Annotated in this window: 15 protein-coding genes and 2 pseudogenes; 10 read left to right on the top strand and 7 right to left on the bottom strand. The window is 64.8% G+C overall.

The window, feature by feature from the left end:
* The 4 genes and pseudogenes from MHZ91_RS27835 to MHZ91_RS27850 all read left to right on the top strand — a co-directional run.
* Positions 1-213 (top strand): annotated as a pseudogene (locus MHZ91_RS27835) (tripartite tricarboxylate transporter TctB family protein); the annotation flags it as partial.
* A gap of 13 nt (positions 214-226) precedes the next feature.
* Entirely contained in the window at positions 227-1,732 is a 1,506-nt protein-coding gene (locus MHZ91_RS27840; RefSeq protein WP_218342117.1) for a tripartite tricarboxylate transporter permease, read from the top strand.
* Positions 1,733-1,915: 183 nt separating this feature from the next.
* Positions 1,916-3,520 (top strand): gamma-glutamyltransferase family protein, encoded by a 1,605-nt coding sequence (locus tag MHZ91_RS27845; protein WP_218342119.1) that lies wholly within the window; start codon positions 1,916-1,918, stop codon positions 3,518-3,520.
* 57 nt (positions 3,521-3,577) lie between these two features.
* Complete coding sequence (locus MHZ91_RS27850) at positions 3,578-4,483, top strand: NAD(P)-dependent oxidoreductase (RefSeq protein ID WP_175125340.1); 906 nt, start codon at positions 3,578-3,580, stop codon at positions 4,481-4,483.
* 73 nt (positions 4,484-4,556) lie between these two features.
* Here MHZ91_RS27850 and MHZ91_RS27855 read toward each other — a convergent pair whose 3' ends face one another.
* A complete protein-coding gene (locus MHZ91_RS27855; RefSeq protein ID WP_239216548.1) occupies positions 4,557-5,186 on the bottom strand; it encodes an FMN-dependent NADH-azoreductase in 630 nt (209 codons plus the stop codon).
* Between the two features lie 196 nt (positions 5,187-5,382).
* Between MHZ91_RS27855 and MHZ91_RS27860 the strand changes: the two genes are divergently transcribed.
* The gene (locus MHZ91_RS27860; RefSeq protein WP_239216549.1) at positions 5,383-6,318 is read left to right on the top strand and encodes a LysR family transcriptional regulator; all 936 of its coding nucleotides are present in this window, start codon (positions 5,383-5,385) and stop codon (positions 6,316-6,318) included.
* Here MHZ91_RS27860 and MHZ91_RS27865 read toward each other — a convergent pair.
* The 6 genes from MHZ91_RS27865 to MHZ91_RS27890 form a co-directional block, all read right to left on the bottom strand.
* The gene (locus MHZ91_RS27865; RefSeq protein ID WP_175139057.1) at positions 6,312-7,241 is read right to left on the bottom strand and encodes a glyoxylate/hydroxypyruvate reductase A; all 930 of its coding nucleotides are present in this window, start codon (positions 7,239-7,241) and stop codon (positions 6,312-6,314) included. The two genes, MHZ91_RS27860 and MHZ91_RS27865, sit on opposite strands and share 7 nt — an antisense overlap.
* Positions 7,242-7,348: 107 nt before the next feature.
* Positions 7,349-8,872 carry a tripartite tricarboxylate transporter permease gene (locus MHZ91_RS27870; RefSeq protein ID WP_175139058.1) on the bottom strand — a complete coding sequence of 508 codons (1,524 nt, stop codon included), beginning with the start codon at positions 8,870-8,872 and terminating at the stop codon, positions 7,349-7,351.
* Between the two features lie 6 nt (positions 8,873-8,878).
* Entirely contained in the window at positions 8,879-9,307 is a 429-nt protein-coding gene (locus tag MHZ91_RS27875; protein WP_175139138.1) for a tripartite tricarboxylate transporter TctB family protein, read from the bottom strand.
* 329 nt (positions 9,308-9,636) lie between these two features.
* Positions 9,637-11,169, bottom strand: a complete 1,533-nt coding sequence (locus tag MHZ91_RS27880; protein ID WP_175125350.1) for a sensor histidine kinase — start codon at positions 11,167-11,169, stop codon at positions 9,637-9,639.
* The gene (locus MHZ91_RS27885; protein WP_056327910.1) at positions 11,170-11,856 is read right to left on the bottom strand and encodes a response regulator; all 687 of its coding nucleotides are present in this window, start codon (positions 11,854-11,856) and stop codon (positions 11,170-11,172) included.
* Positions 11,837-12,409, bottom strand: a complete 573-nt coding sequence (locus MHZ91_RS27890; protein WP_056327909.1) for an RNA pyrophosphohydrolase — start codon at positions 12,407-12,409, stop codon at positions 11,837-11,839. The genes MHZ91_RS27885 and MHZ91_RS27890 overlap by 20 nt, the downstream gene beginning before the upstream one ends.
* Before the next feature lie 65 nt (positions 12,410-12,474).
* Between MHZ91_RS27890 and MHZ91_RS27895 the strand changes: the two genes are divergently transcribed.
* The 5 genes and pseudogenes from MHZ91_RS27895 to MHZ91_RS27915 all read left to right on the top strand — a co-directional run.
* A complete protein-coding gene (locus MHZ91_RS27895) occupies positions 12,475-14,205 on the top strand; it encodes a proline--tRNA ligase (RefSeq protein WP_239216550.1) in 1,731 nt (576 codons plus the stop codon).
* A 57-nt stretch (positions 14,206-14,262) separates the two neighbouring features.
* A complete protein-coding gene (gene ybgC / locus MHZ91_RS27900; RefSeq protein WP_056564208.1) occupies positions 14,263-14,685 on the top strand; it encodes a tol-pal system-associated acyl-CoA thioesterase in 423 nt (140 codons plus the stop codon).
* 2 nt (positions 14,686-14,687) lie between these two features.
* Positions 14,688-15,368 (top strand): protein TolQ, encoded by a 681-nt coding sequence (gene tolQ, locus MHZ91_RS27905; protein ID WP_056564211.1) that lies wholly within the window; start codon positions 14,688-14,690, stop codon positions 15,366-15,368.
* Positions 15,368-15,826, top strand: a complete 459-nt coding sequence (gene tolR / locus MHZ91_RS27910) for a protein TolR (protein WP_105237338.1) — start codon at positions 15,368-15,370, stop codon at positions 15,824-15,826. The genes tolQ and tolR overlap by 1 nt, the downstream gene beginning before the upstream one ends.
* 39 nt (positions 15,827-15,865) lie before the next feature.
* Positions 15,866-16,158 (top strand): annotated as a pseudogene (locus MHZ91_RS27915) (protein TolA); the annotation flags it as partial.

The following is a 16,158-nucleotide window of genomic DNA, read 5'->3' on the forward strand; positions in this document are numbered from 1 at the left end:
TCCGTCGGGCTGTATGGCGTGATCCTCACGCTGCTGGGCGTGTACATCTCGGTGTTCGTGCTGGTGGTCGTCAGCAGTCTTGCCAGCCATGAATTCAACCTGAAGGTCGCTGTTGCCAACGGCATCTTCCTGGTGGTGTTCACGTACCTGGCATTCATCAAGGGGCTGGGGCTGATTTTCCCGCTGTGGCCGTCGTTTCTGGGCATGAACTGAGGAGCAACCGGTCATGGAATTGTTTGACAACCTGATGATGGGTTTCTCGGTGGCGTTCACGCCCGAGAACCTGCTTTACGCACTGCTGGGCTGCATTCTGGGGACGCTGATTGGCGTGCTGCCGGGCATCGGCCCCGTTCCGACCATCGCAATGCTGCTGCCGATCACGTACGTGCTGCCCCCGGTGGCCGGCCTGATCATGCTGGCGGGTATTTACTACGGCGCCCAGTACGGCGGCTCCACGACGGCGATTCTTGTGGCGTTGCCAGGAGAAACGTCCGCGGTGGTGACCGTGCTGGACGGTCACCAGATGGCCCGCAACGGCCGGGCGGGCGCCGCGCTGGCAATTGCCGCGCTGGGTTCGTTCTTTGCCGGTTGCGTTGCCACGCTGCTGCTGGCTGCCTTCGCGCCCCCGCTTGCTGAAGTCGCGTTCAAGTTCGGCCCTGCCGAATACTTCTCGCTGATGTGCCTGGGCCTGGTCGGCGCCGTGGTGCTGGCCTCGGGTTCGCTGCCCAAGGCAATCGCGATGATCATCCTGGGCCTGCTGCTCGGCATGGTCGGTACCGACGTCAACTCGGGTGTTGCCCGCTTCGACTTCGGCGTGCCGGAACTGCAAGACGGCATCGACTTCGCCATCGTGGCCATGGGCGTGTTCGGCTTTGCCGAAATCATGACCAACCTCGAGCAGAAGGAAAACCGCGTCGACATCACCGACAAGATCGGCACGCTGTATCCGAATAAGCAGGAATTCAAGGAAGCCGCTCCCGCCGTGCTGCGTGGCACGGCGCTGGGTTCGGCCCTGGGTATCCTGCCGGGTGGTGGCGCGGTGTTGTCCTCGTTCGCGTCCTACACGCTGGAAAAGAAGATCTCGAAGAATCCGCAACGCTTCGGCAAGGGCCACCCGGCCGGCCTGGCAGGTCCGGAATCGGCGAACAACGCTGCAGCTCAGACCTCGTTCATTCCGCTGCTGACGCTTGGTATCCCCGGCAACGCCGTAATGGCGCTGATGGTGGGCGCCATGACGATCCACAACATTCAGCCCGGCCCGCAAGTCATGACGAGCCACCCGGAGCTGTTCTGGGGCCTGATCGCCTCGATGTGGATCGGCAACCTGATGCTGGTGGTGCTGAACCTGCCGCTGATCGGCCTGTGGGTCAAGCTGCTCAAGGTGCCGTACCGCATCCTGTTCCCGGCGATTCTGGTGTTCTGCACGATCGGTGTGTATTCACTTAACTACAACCCGTTCGACATCTTCACCACGGCCATGTTCGGCATCATCGGGTATGTGTGGTCGAAGCTGAAGTGCGAAGGCGCCCCGCTGCTGCTGGGCCTGGTGCTGGGTCCCATGATGGAAGAAAACTTCCGCCGTGCCCTGCTGCTGTCGCGCGGCGACTTCTCCACCTTCGTGACGCGTCCGCTGTCGGCTACCCTGCTGGCCGTCGCCGTGTTCCTGGTGATCCTGGTGGCCCTGCCGGCCATCCGCAAGAAGCGCGAAGAAACCTTCGTCGAAGAAGATTAAGGCACAGCCGCCGCCCTGCCGCGGCGCTGACCTTCAAAACCCCGGGCCCGTCCCGGGGTTTTTCATTTGGGCGCGCCTGCGCCATCCGGCTGAAGACTACTGAAAATTACCTACAGCAACAAATCGTACATAGCCGATTTCATCTACGTTAAGCTACGGGTTTACCCCACGCGATGATTCGACATGAATTTCGACTGGAAGAATCCGTATACGAGTACCCGCACGCCCGTCTTTGCCCGCAACGTCGTCGCCACCTCCCAGCCACTGGCTGCGCAGGCCGGCCTGCGCATCCTGGCGCAAGGCGGCAATGCCGTGGACGCGGCCATTGCCGCGGCGGCAACCCTGGCGATGGTCGAACCCGTCAGCAACGGTTTGGGTTCGGATTGCTTTGCCATCATCTGGGACGGCGCCAAGCTGCATGGACTTAACGCTTCCGGACCGGCGCCTGCCGCCTGGAACGTGGACTACTTCCGGCGCAAGCATCAGGGCGCGGTGCCGGCGAGGGGTTGGGACAGCGTGACCGTCCCGGGTTGCGTGGCCGGCTGGGCGGCGTTGCACGAAAAGCTGGGCCGCCTGTCTTTCGCCGACATCCTGGCGCCCGCCATCGAATACGCCGAACGCGGCTTTGCGATCACACCGATGGTGCATCAGAAGTGGACCGCGCAGGCTGACGTGCTGCAACCGCAGCCCGGCTTTGCCGACCACTTCCTGCCGCGCGGCCGTGCGCCGCACATCGGCGAACATTTCGTGCTGCAAGGCGCGGCATCGACGCTCAAGCGCATTGCTGCAACCAGCGGGCGCGACTTCTACGAAGGCGAGACCGCTCACAAGCTGGTGGCACACGCGCAAGCGCACGACGCGGCCCTGACGCTGAAAGATCTGAGCGACTACACCCCAGAGTGGGTCACGCCGATCAGCCAGGCGTACCGCGGCCATACGCTGCATCAGATTCCGCCCAACGGCCAGGGCATCGCGGCGCTGATTGCGCTGGGCATCCTGCAGAACTTCGATCTGGCGGCGCGTCCGATCGATCATCCTGAGACGCAGCATCTGCTGATCGAAGCGATGAAGCTGGCGTTTGCCGACGTCTATGCGCACGTGGCCGACGAGCGCCACATGCGGGTCGCCCCCGAAGAGATGCTGCGGGCCGACTACTTGGCCGAGCGCGCGCGACTGATCGATCCGCGACACGCGCAGACTTTCGCGACCGGCCACGCGCCGCAAGGCGGCACGGTCTACCTGACCGCCGCCGACCGCAACGGCATGATGGTCAGCTTCATCCAATCGAACTACATGGGATTCGGATCCGGCGTCGTGGTGCCGGGCACGGGCGTCAGCCTGCAGAACCGTGGCCATTGCTTCAGCGCCGATCCCGAACACGCCAACGTGGTCGCGGGCGGCAAGCGGCCGTTCCACACGATCATTCCGGGCTTTCTGATGCGTGATGGCGCGCCGGTGATGAGCTTTGGCGTCATGGGCGGCAACATGCAGCCGCAGGGCCAGATGCAGGCGCTGGTGCGCATGCTGGACTACCGCCAGCAGCCGCAGGCCGCGTGCGATGCGCCGCGCTGGAAGTGGAACCAGGGCCTGGAGGTGGACCTGGAGCCGACGGTGTCCCCTGCCCTTGCGCAGGGGCTGCGCGAGCGCGGCCATGTGCTGCAGGGCATGGACGATCCGTACATGGACTTTGGATCGGGGCAATTCATCTGGCGGCTGGGCGACCCGGCCGTGGACGGCTACGTCAGCGCCAGCGATAGCCGCAGAGATGGACTCGCCGCCGGCTTTTGATTGCGTTAAGGTTAGTGTCCTGAAACAGACCTACCCTTATTCAGCGGAGTCCATTGCATGGCAACGATCGGTACCAAGAGCTACGACGCAGCCGTAGCCCAGAAAGTCGCTTTCCTCGGATTGGGCGTGATGGGCTTGCCCATGGCCGGTCACCTGGCCCGCGCCGGGCATGACGTCACTGTCTACAACCGGACACCCGCGAAGGCACAGGCCTGGGTCGCCGAGTTTGGCGGCCATAGCGCGGCCACCCCGCGCGAAGCCGTTGCCGGCGCGCAGATCGTCTTTGCCTGCGTGGGCAATGACGACGACCTGCGCAGCGTCGTGCTGGGTCCTGACGGCGCGTTCGCCGGCATGGCGCCGGGCGCCGTGTTCGTCGACCACACCACGGCTTCCGCCGACGTGGCGCGCGAACTGCACGCGAAAGCCAAGGAGCTGGGCCTGAACTTCGTGGACGCCCCCGTCTCGGGCGGTCAGGCAGGCGCCGTCAATGGCGTGCTGACGGTCATGTGCGGCGGCGAGCAGGCGGTGTTTGACGCCATCCAGCCCGTCGCGCAGTGCTTTGGCCGCGCAGTCACGCTGGTCGGCCCCCCGGGCGCCGGCCAGCTTGCCAAGATGGTCAACCAGATCTGCATCGCCGGCATCGTGCAGGGCCTGTCGGAAGCGATCGCATTCGGCCAGGCGGCCGAGCTGGACATGAAGCAGGTGCTGGACGTGATCAGCAAGGGCGCGGCGCAGAGCTGGCAGATGGAGAACCGCGGCGGCACCATGGTCGACGACAAGTTCGACTTCGGTTTCGCGGTGGACTGGATGCGCAAGGATCTGGGCCTGGTGCTGGCGGAGGCGCGCAACAACGGCGCGCGCCTGCCGTTGACCGCGCTGGTGGACCAGTTCTACGGCGACGTCCAGAAACTGGGCGGCGGACGGTGGGACACGTCCAGCCTCATCAAGCGCCTGCGCGACTAAGCCTGCCGTTTCCGGCCCATGAAAAAAGGCGAGCCTTGCGGCTCGCCTTTTTGCTTGATGCGGCAGCGCGGCGTCAGGCGGCGAGCGAGGCTTCGCCGGCGGCCGGCAGCAGCGCGTCGATGCGTTGCTTGGCCAGGGCCAATCCTTCCAGCGCGGCCACTTCGCCCATGGCCATGCCCTCCGCGGCGATGAAGGTGACGTCGGTCATGCCCAGGAATGCCAGCATCTGGCGCAGGTACGGCGTCATCGTGTCGGACGGCGTGCCTTCCGCCTTGCCACCACGCGCGGTCAGCACGAGCACCTGTTTACCCTTGACGAGCCCCTCGGGCACGCCTTCCGACGTATAACGGAACGTGACGCCGGCGCGCGCCAGGTGATCCAGGTAGGACTTGAACTGCGCCGGCAGGTTGAAGTTGTACACGGGCACGGCGAAGACGATGCGATCGGCTTCCATCACTTCAGCGACTAGCGAGTCGCTCAGTTCGACCAGACGCTGTTGCTCAACCGAGCGCGATTCAGCGGGCGTGAACAGGGCGCCAGCGGTGTTGCCGTCGAAATAAGGAATGGGTTGCGCGCCGATGTCGCGAACCTTGATGGCCGAGGCCGGGTTCGACGCCTTGATGCGGGCGATCAGGTGATCGGCCAATTGCTTGCTGTTGGAACGTTCGCCGAGAATCGAGGAAAGGATGATCAGGGTTTTCATTGCAGATATCTCCAGTGGGCCCGCCCGGGGTGGACGGTCTGGATCTGTCAGCGCCGCACCCGTCAGGATGATCGGGCGGGGCCTTGCCGCTTGGGCGGCGTTGGCAGACCCGTTGTGCATGGCGACACTGTAGTAGGACCGATTGAATACATAAATACGGGTATGATGAACTGTTCGTTCCAAGCATAGAACAATCATGCAAGATCTCAATGACCTCTACTACTTCTCGCAAGTCGTCGAGCAAGGAGGCTTCAGCGCCGCAGCGCGCGCGCTGGACATTCCGAAATCCCGTCTATCCCGCCGTATCTCCCACCTGGAAGAAAGCCTGGGGGTGCGTCTTTTGCAGCGCACCACCCGCCGGCTTCGGCTGACGTCCGCCGGCGAGCGCTATCTGCATTACTGCCGGGAGATGGCCGCATCGGCGCGCGCGGCGGACGACGCGATGCGGCAGTTGCAGGCGGAGCCGACCGGGCCGGTGATCGTGAGCTGCCCCGTGTCGATCGCGCAGGACGTGCTGGCCCCGCTGCTGCCGGAATTCCTGGATGCATGGCCCGCGATCTCGGTGCAATTGCTGGTGACCAACCGGCGGGTGGACCTGATCCGCGAAGGCGTGGACCTGGCGCTGCGGGTGCGCACGAAGCTCGACACGGACGCCGAATTGGTTGTCCGGCACCTGGGCACGGCGCGCGGCACGCTGGTGGCCAGTCCGGGATATCTGCAGCGCCACGGCGCGCCGGATACGCCGCAGGACCTGGCGTCGCACGTGACGCTGAGTTTCAGCGATCCGCAGAACGAAGTGCAGTGGCCGCTGCGCAATGACAAGGGCGAGGAGGTGCAGATCGAACTGAAACCGCAACTGTCGTGCAACGACTTCATCGTGCTGACGGAAGCTGCCGTGCGGGGACGCGGCATCGCGTTGCTGCCGTCGATCGCCACGCAGGAGGAACTGCGCCGCGGGCAGCTGGTGCCGGTGCTGCCGCAATGGCAATCGCCCGAGGGCATCGTGCACTGCATCTATCCGTCACGGCGGGGCATGATGCCCGCCGTGCGGACGCTGCTGGATTTCCTGTCGCAGCGCCTGCCCTCGATGTACGAGCGGCTGGAGAAAGCCGTGACGCCCGCGCCTCAGTAGCCGCGCGAGCGCTCCACGACGCCGGTGATGGATTCGCCGCGCATCAGTTGCGCGACCTTACCCGCGATCTGTTCGATGCTTTCGTCGCGCAGCGTACGCGCGGCGATATGCGGCGTGACATGGACGCGCGGGTCGTGCCAGAACGGGTGGTCTTTCGGCAGCGGTTCGGTGCGGAAGACGTCGAGCGTGGCGCCCGCGATTTCGCCCTCTTCGAGCATCTGCACCAGATCGTCTTCGACCAGATGCTCGCCGCGTCCCACGTTGACCAGATGCGCGTCAGGCAGCAGCTGCGACAGCGTTTCGCGGTTGAGGATGCCTTGCGTGTCGGGCGTCAGCGGCAGCACGTTGACCAGAAAACGCGTGCGGCCCAAGAAGGCCGGCAAGGCGGCCTCGCCGGCGAAGGATTCAACACCCGGGATTTCGCGCGGCGACCGCGACCAGCCGGCCACGGGATAGCCGAATTCAGCCAGGGTTTGCGCAACGCGCGCACCGACCTGCCCCAACCCAAGTACGCCCACGGGCCAGTCCGCCTGCCGGGTGCCCTCGCGGGTGTCCCAATGTTGGCGTGCCTGCGCCTGGTCGAAGGCTTCGAAATCGCGCGAGACGCGCAGCAGCGCATACAGCGCGTATTCGGCCATCTGCACGGCCATGCCGGCGTCTTCGAGACGCACGATGCGAACGTGGGCCGGGATCTCCGGCATCTTGAGCAAGGCATCGACGCCCGCGCCCAGATTGAAGAGGGTTTGCAAACCGGTTTCGTGCTGGAAGAGTTGGGCCGGCGGACGCCAGACCAGCGCGACCTCCGCACCAGACGGCGGGCCGTCGGGATTCCACACCGAAATACGGCAACCGGGCATGGCGGCCTCGAGGCGAGGCACCCAGGCGTCGGGATCGTGATGGGGACAAGCAAAGAGAATGTGCATGGTGGCAGTGCGCGGGCGATGAAAACCCAAAGCATGAGGGATGCCGCCGCACAAATCAAACGGCCCGGCAAAAGCCGGGCCGCGTGTGGCAGATGCAAGCCGGGGGATCAGGCCGTCTGCGGCAGCTGAGGCTTGTTCTTGCCCTTGTTGCGACGCAGGAAGGCCCATACCTGCAGCGCGATCAGCAAGGCGCTGGCGCCGATGAACCATGCGCTGATCGGACGTTCGACGAACACGGCCAGGTCACCGCGCGACAGCAGCAGCGCGCGGCGGAAATTCTCTTCGACCATGGGGCCGAGCACGAAGCCCAGAAGGATGGGCGCCACCGAGAACTCCAGCGTCATCAGGACCGCGCCGATCACCCCGAAAGCCAGCACTTCCCAGATCTGGAAGAGACTGTTCTGCGTGCTGTACACGCCCACCGCGATGAAGAACAACGCCGAAGGAAAGAGGTAGCGGTACGGCACCTGCAGCAGCTTGACCCACACGCCGATGAGCGGCACGTTCAGCACCATGAGCAGCACGTTGCCCACCCAGAAGCTGGCGATGAGGCCCCAGAAGATGTCCGGATGCTCGGTGATGAGCTGCGGGCCGGGCTGGATGCCCTGGATCAGCAGCGCACCCAGGATCAGCGCCATCACGGCGTCGCCCGGAATGCCCAAGCTCATCGTCGGGATGAAGTCGACCTGCGTCTTCGAATGCGACGATGCTTCCGGCGATGCCACGCCGGCGATCATGCCGGTGCCGAACTTCTCGGGCGTCTTGGAGACCTTGCGCTCCAGCGCGTAGGCGACGAAGGTGGTGATGGTCGGGCCGGTGCCGGGCATGGCGCCGAACAGCGTGCCGACGGCCGTGCCGCGCACCATGGGCCAGAAGGCGGTCTTCAGCTCCTGCTTGCTGGGCCGCATGTCGCGCAGTCGCAGCTTGGCACCGCTGCCGATGATGGTCATGCGGTTCACGCTCATCAGGAAGTCGGCAACGCCAAACAGCCCCATCGAGATCGCGACCAGTTCAAGGCCGTCGGACAGGTCGAGCAGGCCGAACGAAAACCGGATCGTGCCGGTGTTCACGTCGGTGCCGACCACGCCGCACATCAGGCCGAACAGCGTCATCGCCACGCCCTTAAGTGGCGAGCCGCGCGACATGGTGGCGCCCGCCAAGAGGCCCAGCAGCATGATCGAGAAGATCTCGGTCGGGCCAAACTTGAACGCGACTTCCACCAGCAGCGGCGAGGCAAAGATCATGACGATGATGCCGACCGATGCCGCGAAGAACGAGCAGATCATCGTGATGCCGAGCGCTGTCCCGCCCTTGCCCTGCTTGGTCAATGGATAACCATCAAGACACGTGACCGCGTGCGGCGGATGCGAAGGCAGGTTGAGCAGGATCGCGCCGATGGCGCCGCCATATTGCGAGCCATAGAAAATGCCGGCCAGCATCAGGATGGCGGGCACGGGCTGCATGACGTAGGTCAGCGGCAGGAGGATGGAGATCGCGGACAGCGCGCCCATGCCGGGCAGCACACCGATAAGGTTGCCCACCAGCACGCCGAAGAACGACCACATCAGGTTGTGCCATTGGAACGCGACGCCGAAGCCGTACCAAAGGTCTACCAAAGCTTGAGAAATCATGGCGCATCAACCCCAGCGGAACAGCGGAAGCTGCAGTTGCAGCGCCCACCAGAAAACGACGACCGCGATCGCGGACATGGCGATCGACAGCAGGATGGCCTGTTTGATCGTGTTCTTGCGGTCGCCCAACGCCGAGATGAAAACGATGGCGAACGTGGCGGGCAGCAGGCCGCCGTAATGGCCCAGCAGCAGGAAAGCCAGGATGCCGAGCAGGATGCAGACGCTGCCGCGGATGTCCGGCATGCCGGTGGGATGGCCTTCGGCGGGCGCCGGGGCCGAGGGTTCGGCCGAGCGCGCCGACATCGCGATCAGCAGGCCGGTGAGCGCCAGCAGGCCGCCGAGCGCCGCGGGGAAGAATCCCGGACCCATGTGGCTGAGCGAGCCGATGTGGTAGTCGGTGCCGCCATAGATCGCGGCCATGCCGATAAGGACCATCAGCGCGCCGCCGTAATAGTCCTTTCTGTTGATTGTCTTTTTCACTTCCGTCCTCCTTCCTTGTGCCGGACAGCGCCGGCCTTTCATGCGCTGCACGAAGCGGACAGCGCCCGGCCCCTGACGACAGGCCGGATCGCAGATTACGGAAGGAAGCTGCTAATCCGCTTTCTATGCGCTGTCGCATTCCTGAATCCGGGGGTTATCCCTGATCGGCATGCGCGAAGCCGCGAAAAAAGCGGGTAGTGGGGAAGCGGACCTTGATGGATTGAGCGTCGAGGAAGGCGCTGGGGAGCGCCGCCTTATTGATCGCCCGGTTATTGATCGCCCGGTTATTGATCGCCCTTGAGCTGGACCTCGGCGGGCCGCGGATACTGCGATACGGTGGGCGCCAGCGGCAGCCACAGCACCGACGCGAGGCCTACGCCGCCCTGGTCGTTGGGCTCGCCATCGCGCAGTTCGATGTCACCCTCGTTGCGCCGGGCGTAGGCGCGCGCGATGCCCAGGCCCAGGCCGGAACCGGAGGAGGTCACCGGCTTGTCCGTACCCACGCGCTCGAACCGTGTGAAGGCGCGCGTGCGCATGACCGGATCCAGGCCCGGCCCATTGTCGGACACGGCGACCTCGACCCTGTTGTCGGCACGGCAGACGGAGACCGTGATTTGCGCGCCGACCGGCGCGTAATGGATCGCGTTGTGCACGAGATTGGACAAGGCCTCGTGCAGCTCGGCCTCGTTGCCGGACACCGGCACCGGCGTGTCCTGGCCGTCTTCGGCATCGGCCTGCACCCAGCCCAGATCCTGCTGTTTTTCGTGCGCAAGCGGCAGGTACTGCAAGACGACCTCGCGCGAGACCGCGTTCATGTCGAGCAACTGGCGCGGGGTCTGGCCGGCCTGGTTTGCGTGCGCCAGCGACAAAAGCTGTTCGGTCAGCCGGCGCGTGCGCCCGAGCTGGTCGACGATGGCGCGAAGTCCCTCGCGCACGCGCGCGGGATCGCGTTCGCGCAGTGTGTATTGCGCCTGCGTCAGCATGATGGCGAGCGGCGTGCGCAATTGATGCGAGGCGTCGGCAAGAAAGTTGGATTGCTCGTCCAGCACCCGCCGGTAGCGGGCGATGTGGTGATTGACGGCTTCGACGAGCGGAGCGACTTCGCTGGGCACGCGCGAGGCGTCCAGCGGCGTCAGGTCGTCCGGACGGCGTCCGCGGATGTCGGCCTGCAGCCGGCGCAGCGGCTTCAAGGCCCACGACACGCCCCACCAGACCAGCAGCACGACCAGCGCCAGCATGCGTGAATCGCGCAGGATCTCCTGGCGCCGCGCATTGTTCTCGGCCTCGATGCGCTTGCCGGTGCTTTCGGCCACGACCACCAGCACCTGGCGATGCTGGCCCTGGTAATAGAGATCGCGCACCACGGAAACGACCCGCACGGGATCGTTGCGGTACACGCTGTCGTAGAAGATGGGTTGGCCGTTGGACCGGGGCCAGGACGGCGGGCGCGGCATTTCTGGCATGCCCAGCAGCGTCTTGCCCTGCGTCTGGGGCACGGGCGCCCCGTCGGGCAAGGGCGGATCGATTTCCTCGATGCGGAAATACTTGCGCAGGCCCGCCCGCGATTCGAGCATGACCTGCGCGTAGAGCGGCGTGGCAACCTGCAGGTTGCCGTCCGGCGTGAATTCCAGGCTGCTTTCAAGCACCCGCGCAGGTTCCACCAGCGCGCTGTCGTAGGCTTCGTTGGTGATCTCGGCCAGGGTGCGGTAGTCGTTCAGGCTGTCGATGACCAGCAGCACCACCACGCCGGGCAGCAGCAGGATGATGAGAAGCGCGCGGATGCCGACGCGCGGCAGTCCGGGAATCCGCAGGCTCACTTAGGGTTCCGCGGACTCGCTGGCGACGCTTTCCAGCATGTAGCCCAGCCCGCGCACGGTCACGATGCGCACGTCGCTGCCGGCCAGCTTCTTGCGCAGGCGGTGCAGTACGACCTCGATGGCGTCCGGATTGGCTTCGCTGTCGTGCGTGAAGACCTTGCCGAACAATTGCGACTTGTCCACCGGGTAGCCGCTGCGCGTCAGCAGCGCCGCCAGGGCGGCGTGTTCGCGCGGCGTCAGGAACAGCAGCGATCCGTCCAGCGTGAACGCACGGCTCTCGCTGTCGTAGGACAGCGAGCCGCACTGCAGGCGCGGATGCTGGCGGCCGCGGCTGCGGCGCACGAGCGCGGTCAAGCGCGCTTCGAGTTCTTCGAGAGCAAAGGGCTTGGTCAGGAAGTCGTCGGCGCCCAGGTTCAGGCCGCGCACACGGTCCTGCAGCGCACCTTGCGCGGTCAGGAGCAGGACGGGCGTGCGGTCGTCCCGGTTGCGCATTTCCCGGAGGACGACCAGACCATGCTTGTCGGGCAGGCGCAAGTCCATGACGATGGCATCGTATTCGGTGCCCGCCATGAAGGCTTCGGCCGTGCGCGCGTCCGCCGCGTGATCGGGCACAAACCCGCTCTGGGCGAGCGCGCGCATCAGCCAGGACGCCATGTCCCGTTCGTCTTCAACCAACAATATGCGCATGACCGTCCGTTCCTTCGGGCAAATTCTCTGCAGCCCGCTGACCATGCACCCGTTGGCGCAGGTAGCGGGTTTCGTGATGGCGCCGAAAGAGGATAGCCGACAACTCGTTCAACGCCTGGGTATAGACGTCTCGCTTGAACTCGATGACGGCATCCAGCGGAACCCAGTACTGGCTCCAGCGCCAGGCGTCGAATTCCGGATGCTGCGTCGCGCGCAAGCAAACATCACTGTCACGTCCCACCAGGCGCAACAAGAACCAAATCTGTTTTTGTCCTTTATAGTGGCCACGCCACTCACGCCGGACAAAGTGATCGGGCACGTTATAACGTAACCAATCGCGTGTACGCCCCAAAATACGGACATGCTCGGGCTTCAAGCCCACCTCTTCATGGAGTTCGCGATACATGGCCTGCACCGGGCTTTCGCCATACTTGATGCCGCCCTGGGGGAACTGCCACGCATGTTCCCTGATACGCTTGCCCCAAAAGACCTCGTTTCTAGTGTTGACGAGAATGATGCCGACATTGGGGCGGTAGCCTTCGCGGTCAAGCATGGGCCACCCCCACCGAATTCAATACAATTACGGTCGATTATACGTATCTGCTGCCACCTTTAAACATGCGCGCATCCAACTACCACATCAACACCCTCAAAGAAGCCCCGTCCGAAGCGGAAGTCGCCAGCCACCAGCTGATGACCCGCGCCGGCATGATCCGCAAGCTCGCGGGCGGCATCTACACCTACATGCCGCTGGGCCTGAAGGTCATCCGCAAGGTCGAGGCGATCATCCGCGAAGAAATGAACGCGGCGGGCGCCATCGAGCTGCTGATGCCCGTGGTGCAGCCGGCCGAACTCTGGCAGGAATCCGGCCGCTGGGAGCAGTACGGCGCCGAACTGCTGCGCATCAAGGATCGGCACCAGCGCGATTTCGTGCTGCAGCCGACATCCGAGGAAGTCATCACGGACATCGCGCGCAATGAAATCCACAGCTACCGCCAGTTGCCGCTGAACTTCTATCACATTCAGACCAAGTTCCGTGACGAGCGCCGTCCGCGCTTCGGCCTGATGCGCGGCCGCGAGTTCACGATGAAGGACGCGTATTCCTTCGACCGTGACGAAGCCGGCGCCCAGAAGAGCTACGACACCATGTTCGCCGCCTACATGCGCATCTTCGGCCGTCTGGGCCTGGAGTTCCGCGCGGTGGCGGCCGATACGGGTTCCATCGGCGGCACGCGCAGCCATGAGTTCCAGGTGATCGCCGACACGGGCGAAGACCTGCTGGTCTACAACGCGGACTCGGACTACGCCGCCAACATCGAGCTGGCCGAGGCGCCCAGCCTGTACCCCACCCGTGCCGCTGCCGCCCAGACGATGCAAGACGTCGCGACGCCGGGCGCCGCCAAGTGCGAGGACGTGGCCAAGCTGCTGGACATTCCGCTGGAACGCACGATCAAGTCGATCGTCCTGGCCACCGACGGCGAAAAGGGCAAGGTCGACATCTGGCTGCTGCTGCTGCGCGGCGACCACGAACTGAATGAAATCAAGGCGGGCAAGCTGCCGGGCCTGTCGGGCTTCCGCTTTGCCACCGAAACCGAGATCGTCGAATACTTTGGCTGCAAGCCCGGCTACCTGGGCCCGGTCAAGACGGTCAAGCCGGTCCACGTCATTGCCGACCGCACCGTAGCCAACATGGCCGATTTCGTGTGCGGCGCCAACCGCGAAGATTTCCACACCCAGGGCGTGAACTGGGGCCGCGACCTGCCCGAGCCCGAACTCGTGGCCGACCTGCGCAACGTGGTCGCCGGTGACCCCTCGCCCGACGGCAAGGGCACGCTGTCGATCCAGCGTGGCATCGAAGTGGGCCACGTCTTCTACCTGGGCAAGAAGTACTCCGAAGCCCTGAAAGCCACCTTCCTGGACGAAACCGGCAAGCCCGCCGTCCTGGAAATGGGTTGCTACGGGATCGGCGTGACCCGCATCGTGGGCGCCGCCATCGAGCAGAACCACGACGCGCGCGGCATCATCTGGCCCCGAGCGCTCGCGCCTTTCGAGGTGGTGATCTGCCCGGTGGGCTGGGGCAAAAGTGAAACGGTGCGTGACACCGCGCAAAAGCTCTATGAATCCCTGCTGGCGCGCGGCGTTGATGTCGTGCTGGACGACCGCGATGCCCGCCCCGGCGTCATGTTTGCCGAGTGGGAACTGATCGGTGCGCCGCTGCGTGTAACAGTTGGAGAACGCGGCCTGAACGATGGTGTGGTGGAATTGCAGGCCCGCCGGGAAACCGAAGCGGCCAAGATTCCGGTAGAGTCCGCGCTTGAAGCCGTGCTGACCAAGCTCGACACGCTCTAACCTTGTAGCCACTACGGACTTTCCGCGTCCCGACCCGCATATCATCTGTTGAGTACCGTGACCGACCCGAAGTCCGCCGAATCCACCCTGCAAGTCCGCGTCTACTACGAAGACACGGATGCCGGCGGGGTGGTTTTCTACGCCAACTACTTGAAATTCCTGGAGCGGGCCCGCACCGAATGGCTGCGGGACCTTGGCGTCAACCAGTCCGGACTGGCCGCCAGCGAGCAACGGCTGTTCGTTGTTCGCGCCCTGGACATGTCCTACCGCAAACCGGCCAGACTGGACGATTTGCTTACCATACGCAGCCGAGTCACCAAACTGGGCCGCGCTTCGATACACTTCGCGCAGCGCGCGGAGCGCAACGGGGAACTGCTTGCCGAAGGCAACATCCAAGTCTGTTGCGTCGATGCCGTTCACATGCGGCCGGCGGAGTTGCCGGCTGACATTCGCGCAAAACTGGAATTCATTCAGGAATAACCATGCAAGTCACCAACGACATGTCGTTGCTTTCGCTGATTTCGCACGCCAGCGTGCCGGTCCAGCTCATCATGCTGATGCTGTTGGGCATCTCGATCATGTCCTGGACCTACATCTTCGCCAAGCGCATGGCCATCAAGCGGGCCCATGACCAGACGCGCCGCTTTGAAGACGACTTCTGGTCGGGCGGCGACCTGTCGATGCTGCAGCAGGCCGTGGCCTCGCGCCGCGACGAGCAAGGCGCCCTCGCCCGCATCTTCGATGCCGGCATGACCGAATTCCTGAAGGCCCGCCGCGGCAACGCCAGCGGCGACGCCACGGCCGTGCTGGACGGCCCGCGCCGCGCCATGCGCGCCGCCTACCAGCGTGAAATGGACTCGCTGGAATCCCACCTCAACTTCCTGGCGTCCGCCGGTTCGGTGTCCCCGTACATCGGCCTGTTGGGCACGGTCTGGGGCATCATGCACGCCTTCATCGGCCTGTCGAACATGCAGCAGGCCACGCTGGCCTCGGTGGCCCCCGGCATTGCCGAGGCGCTGATCGCCACCGCGATCGGCCTGTTCGCCGCCATCCCGGCCGTGGTTGCCTACAACCGCTTCACGAATGACATCGACCGCATCTCGATCCGCTTCGACAGCTTCGTCGATGAATTCCTGAACATTCTGCAACGGCAGGTGCGCTAATGCCCTCGGTAAGCTCGCGCGGCAGGTCCGGCCGCCGCATGAAGGCCGACATCAACGTGGTGCCGTACATCGACGTGATGCTGGTGCTGCTGGTCATCTTCATGGTGACCGCGCCCCTGATCACGCCCGGACTGATCCAGCTGCCGTCGGTGGGCGCCGCCTCCGACGTGCCGGTCAAGCCCCTGGAAGTCCAGATTTCGGAAGACGGCAAGATCGCGCTGCGCATGCGCGAAGCCGGCGCCACCATGCAGGACATCGCGCGCCCCGAACTGGTCGCGCAAGTGCGTTCGCGCATTACTGCGGAAACGCCGGTGGTGATCGCCGCCGACGGCAAGGTGCCCTACGAGACGGTCGTAAAGGTCATGGACGAGCTGCGCACCAACGGCATCACCCGCCTGGGCCTGCTGGTGGACCAGTCCGGCGCCGCCTCCCAGCCCGTCCCCGCCAAGAAACGCTAACGCGCCGCCCTCCGCCGGCCTGGCCGGCATGCACCGCACATGACGCCACCCATAATTCGACACCGCAGCGGCCCGCCGGCCACCCCGCCCAACAACGACAACCGGAATTCGCTGATTCTGGCTGTGGCGGTGCACCTGCTGCTGCTGGTTGCCCTGATCTTTGGCGTGAACTGGCATACCGAGAACCCTGGCCCCGTCCAGGTGCAGCTCTGGGCAGACGGCAATTCGCCCGTCTCGCCGCCGCCCACGCCCCAGCCCGAACCGCCCAAGCCGCAACCCAAGCCCCAGCCCGAGCCGGAGCCGGAAAAGACGCCTGAGCCGCCTCCTCCGCC

It is taken from the genome of Achromobacter sp. ACRQX (assembly GCF_022346505.1).
GTDB lineage: Bacteria > Pseudomonadota > Gammaproteobacteria > Burkholderiales > Burkholderiaceae_B > Achromobacter > Achromobacter animicus.

What these genes read in the sequence shown, in the direction of transcription:
- MHZ91_RS27840 (WP_218342117.1), top strand. Translation starts at nt 227, where the DNA reads ATGGAATTGTTTGACAACCTGATGATGGGTTTCTCGGTGGCGTTCACG.
- MHZ91_RS27845 (WP_218342119.1), top strand. Translation starts at nt 1,916, where the DNA reads ATGAATTTCGACTGGAAGAATCCGTATACGAGTACCCGCACGCCCGTC.
- MHZ91_RS27850 (WP_175125340.1), top strand. Translation starts at nt 3,578, where the DNA reads ATGGCAACGATCGGTACCAAGAGCTACGACGCAGCCGTAGCCCAGAAA.
- MHZ91_RS27855 (WP_239216548.1), bottom strand. Translation starts at nt 5,186, where the DNA reads ATGAAAACCCTGATCATCCTTTCCTCGATTCTCGGCGAACGTTCCAAC.
- MHZ91_RS27860 (WP_239216549.1), top strand. Translation starts at nt 5,383, where the DNA reads ATGCAAGATCTCAATGACCTCTACTACTTCTCGCAAGTCGTCGAGCAA.
- MHZ91_RS27865 (WP_175139057.1), bottom strand. Translation starts at nt 7,241, where the DNA reads ATGCACATTCTCTTTGCTTGTCCCCATCACGATCCCGACGCCTGGGTG.
- MHZ91_RS27870 (WP_175139058.1), bottom strand. Translation starts at nt 8,872, where the DNA reads ATGATTTCTCAAGCTTTGGTAGACCTTTGGTACGGCTTCGGCGTCGCG.
- MHZ91_RS27875 (WP_175139138.1), bottom strand. Translation starts at nt 9,307, where the DNA reads ATGGTCCTTATCGGCATGGCCGCGATCTATGGCGGCACCGACTACCAC.
- MHZ91_RS27885 (WP_056327910.1), bottom strand. Translation starts at nt 11,856, where the DNA reads ATGCGCATATTGTTGGTTGAAGACGAACGGGACATGGCGTCCTGGCTG.
- MHZ91_RS27890 (WP_056327909.1), bottom strand. Translation starts at nt 12,409, where the DNA reads ATGCTTGACCGCGAAGGCTACCGCCCCAATGTCGGCATCATTCTCGTC.
- MHZ91_RS27895 (WP_239216550.1), top strand. Translation starts at nt 12,475, where the DNA reads ATGCGCGCATCCAACTACCACATCAACACCCTCAAAGAAGCCCCGTCC.
- tolQ (WP_056564211.1), top strand. Translation starts at nt 14,688, where the DNA reads ATGCAAGTCACCAACGACATGTCGTTGCTTTCGCTGATTTCGCACGCC.
- tolR (WP_105237338.1), top strand. Translation starts at nt 15,368, where the DNA reads ATGCCCTCGGTAAGCTCGCGCGGCAGGTCCGGCCGCCGCATGAAGGCC.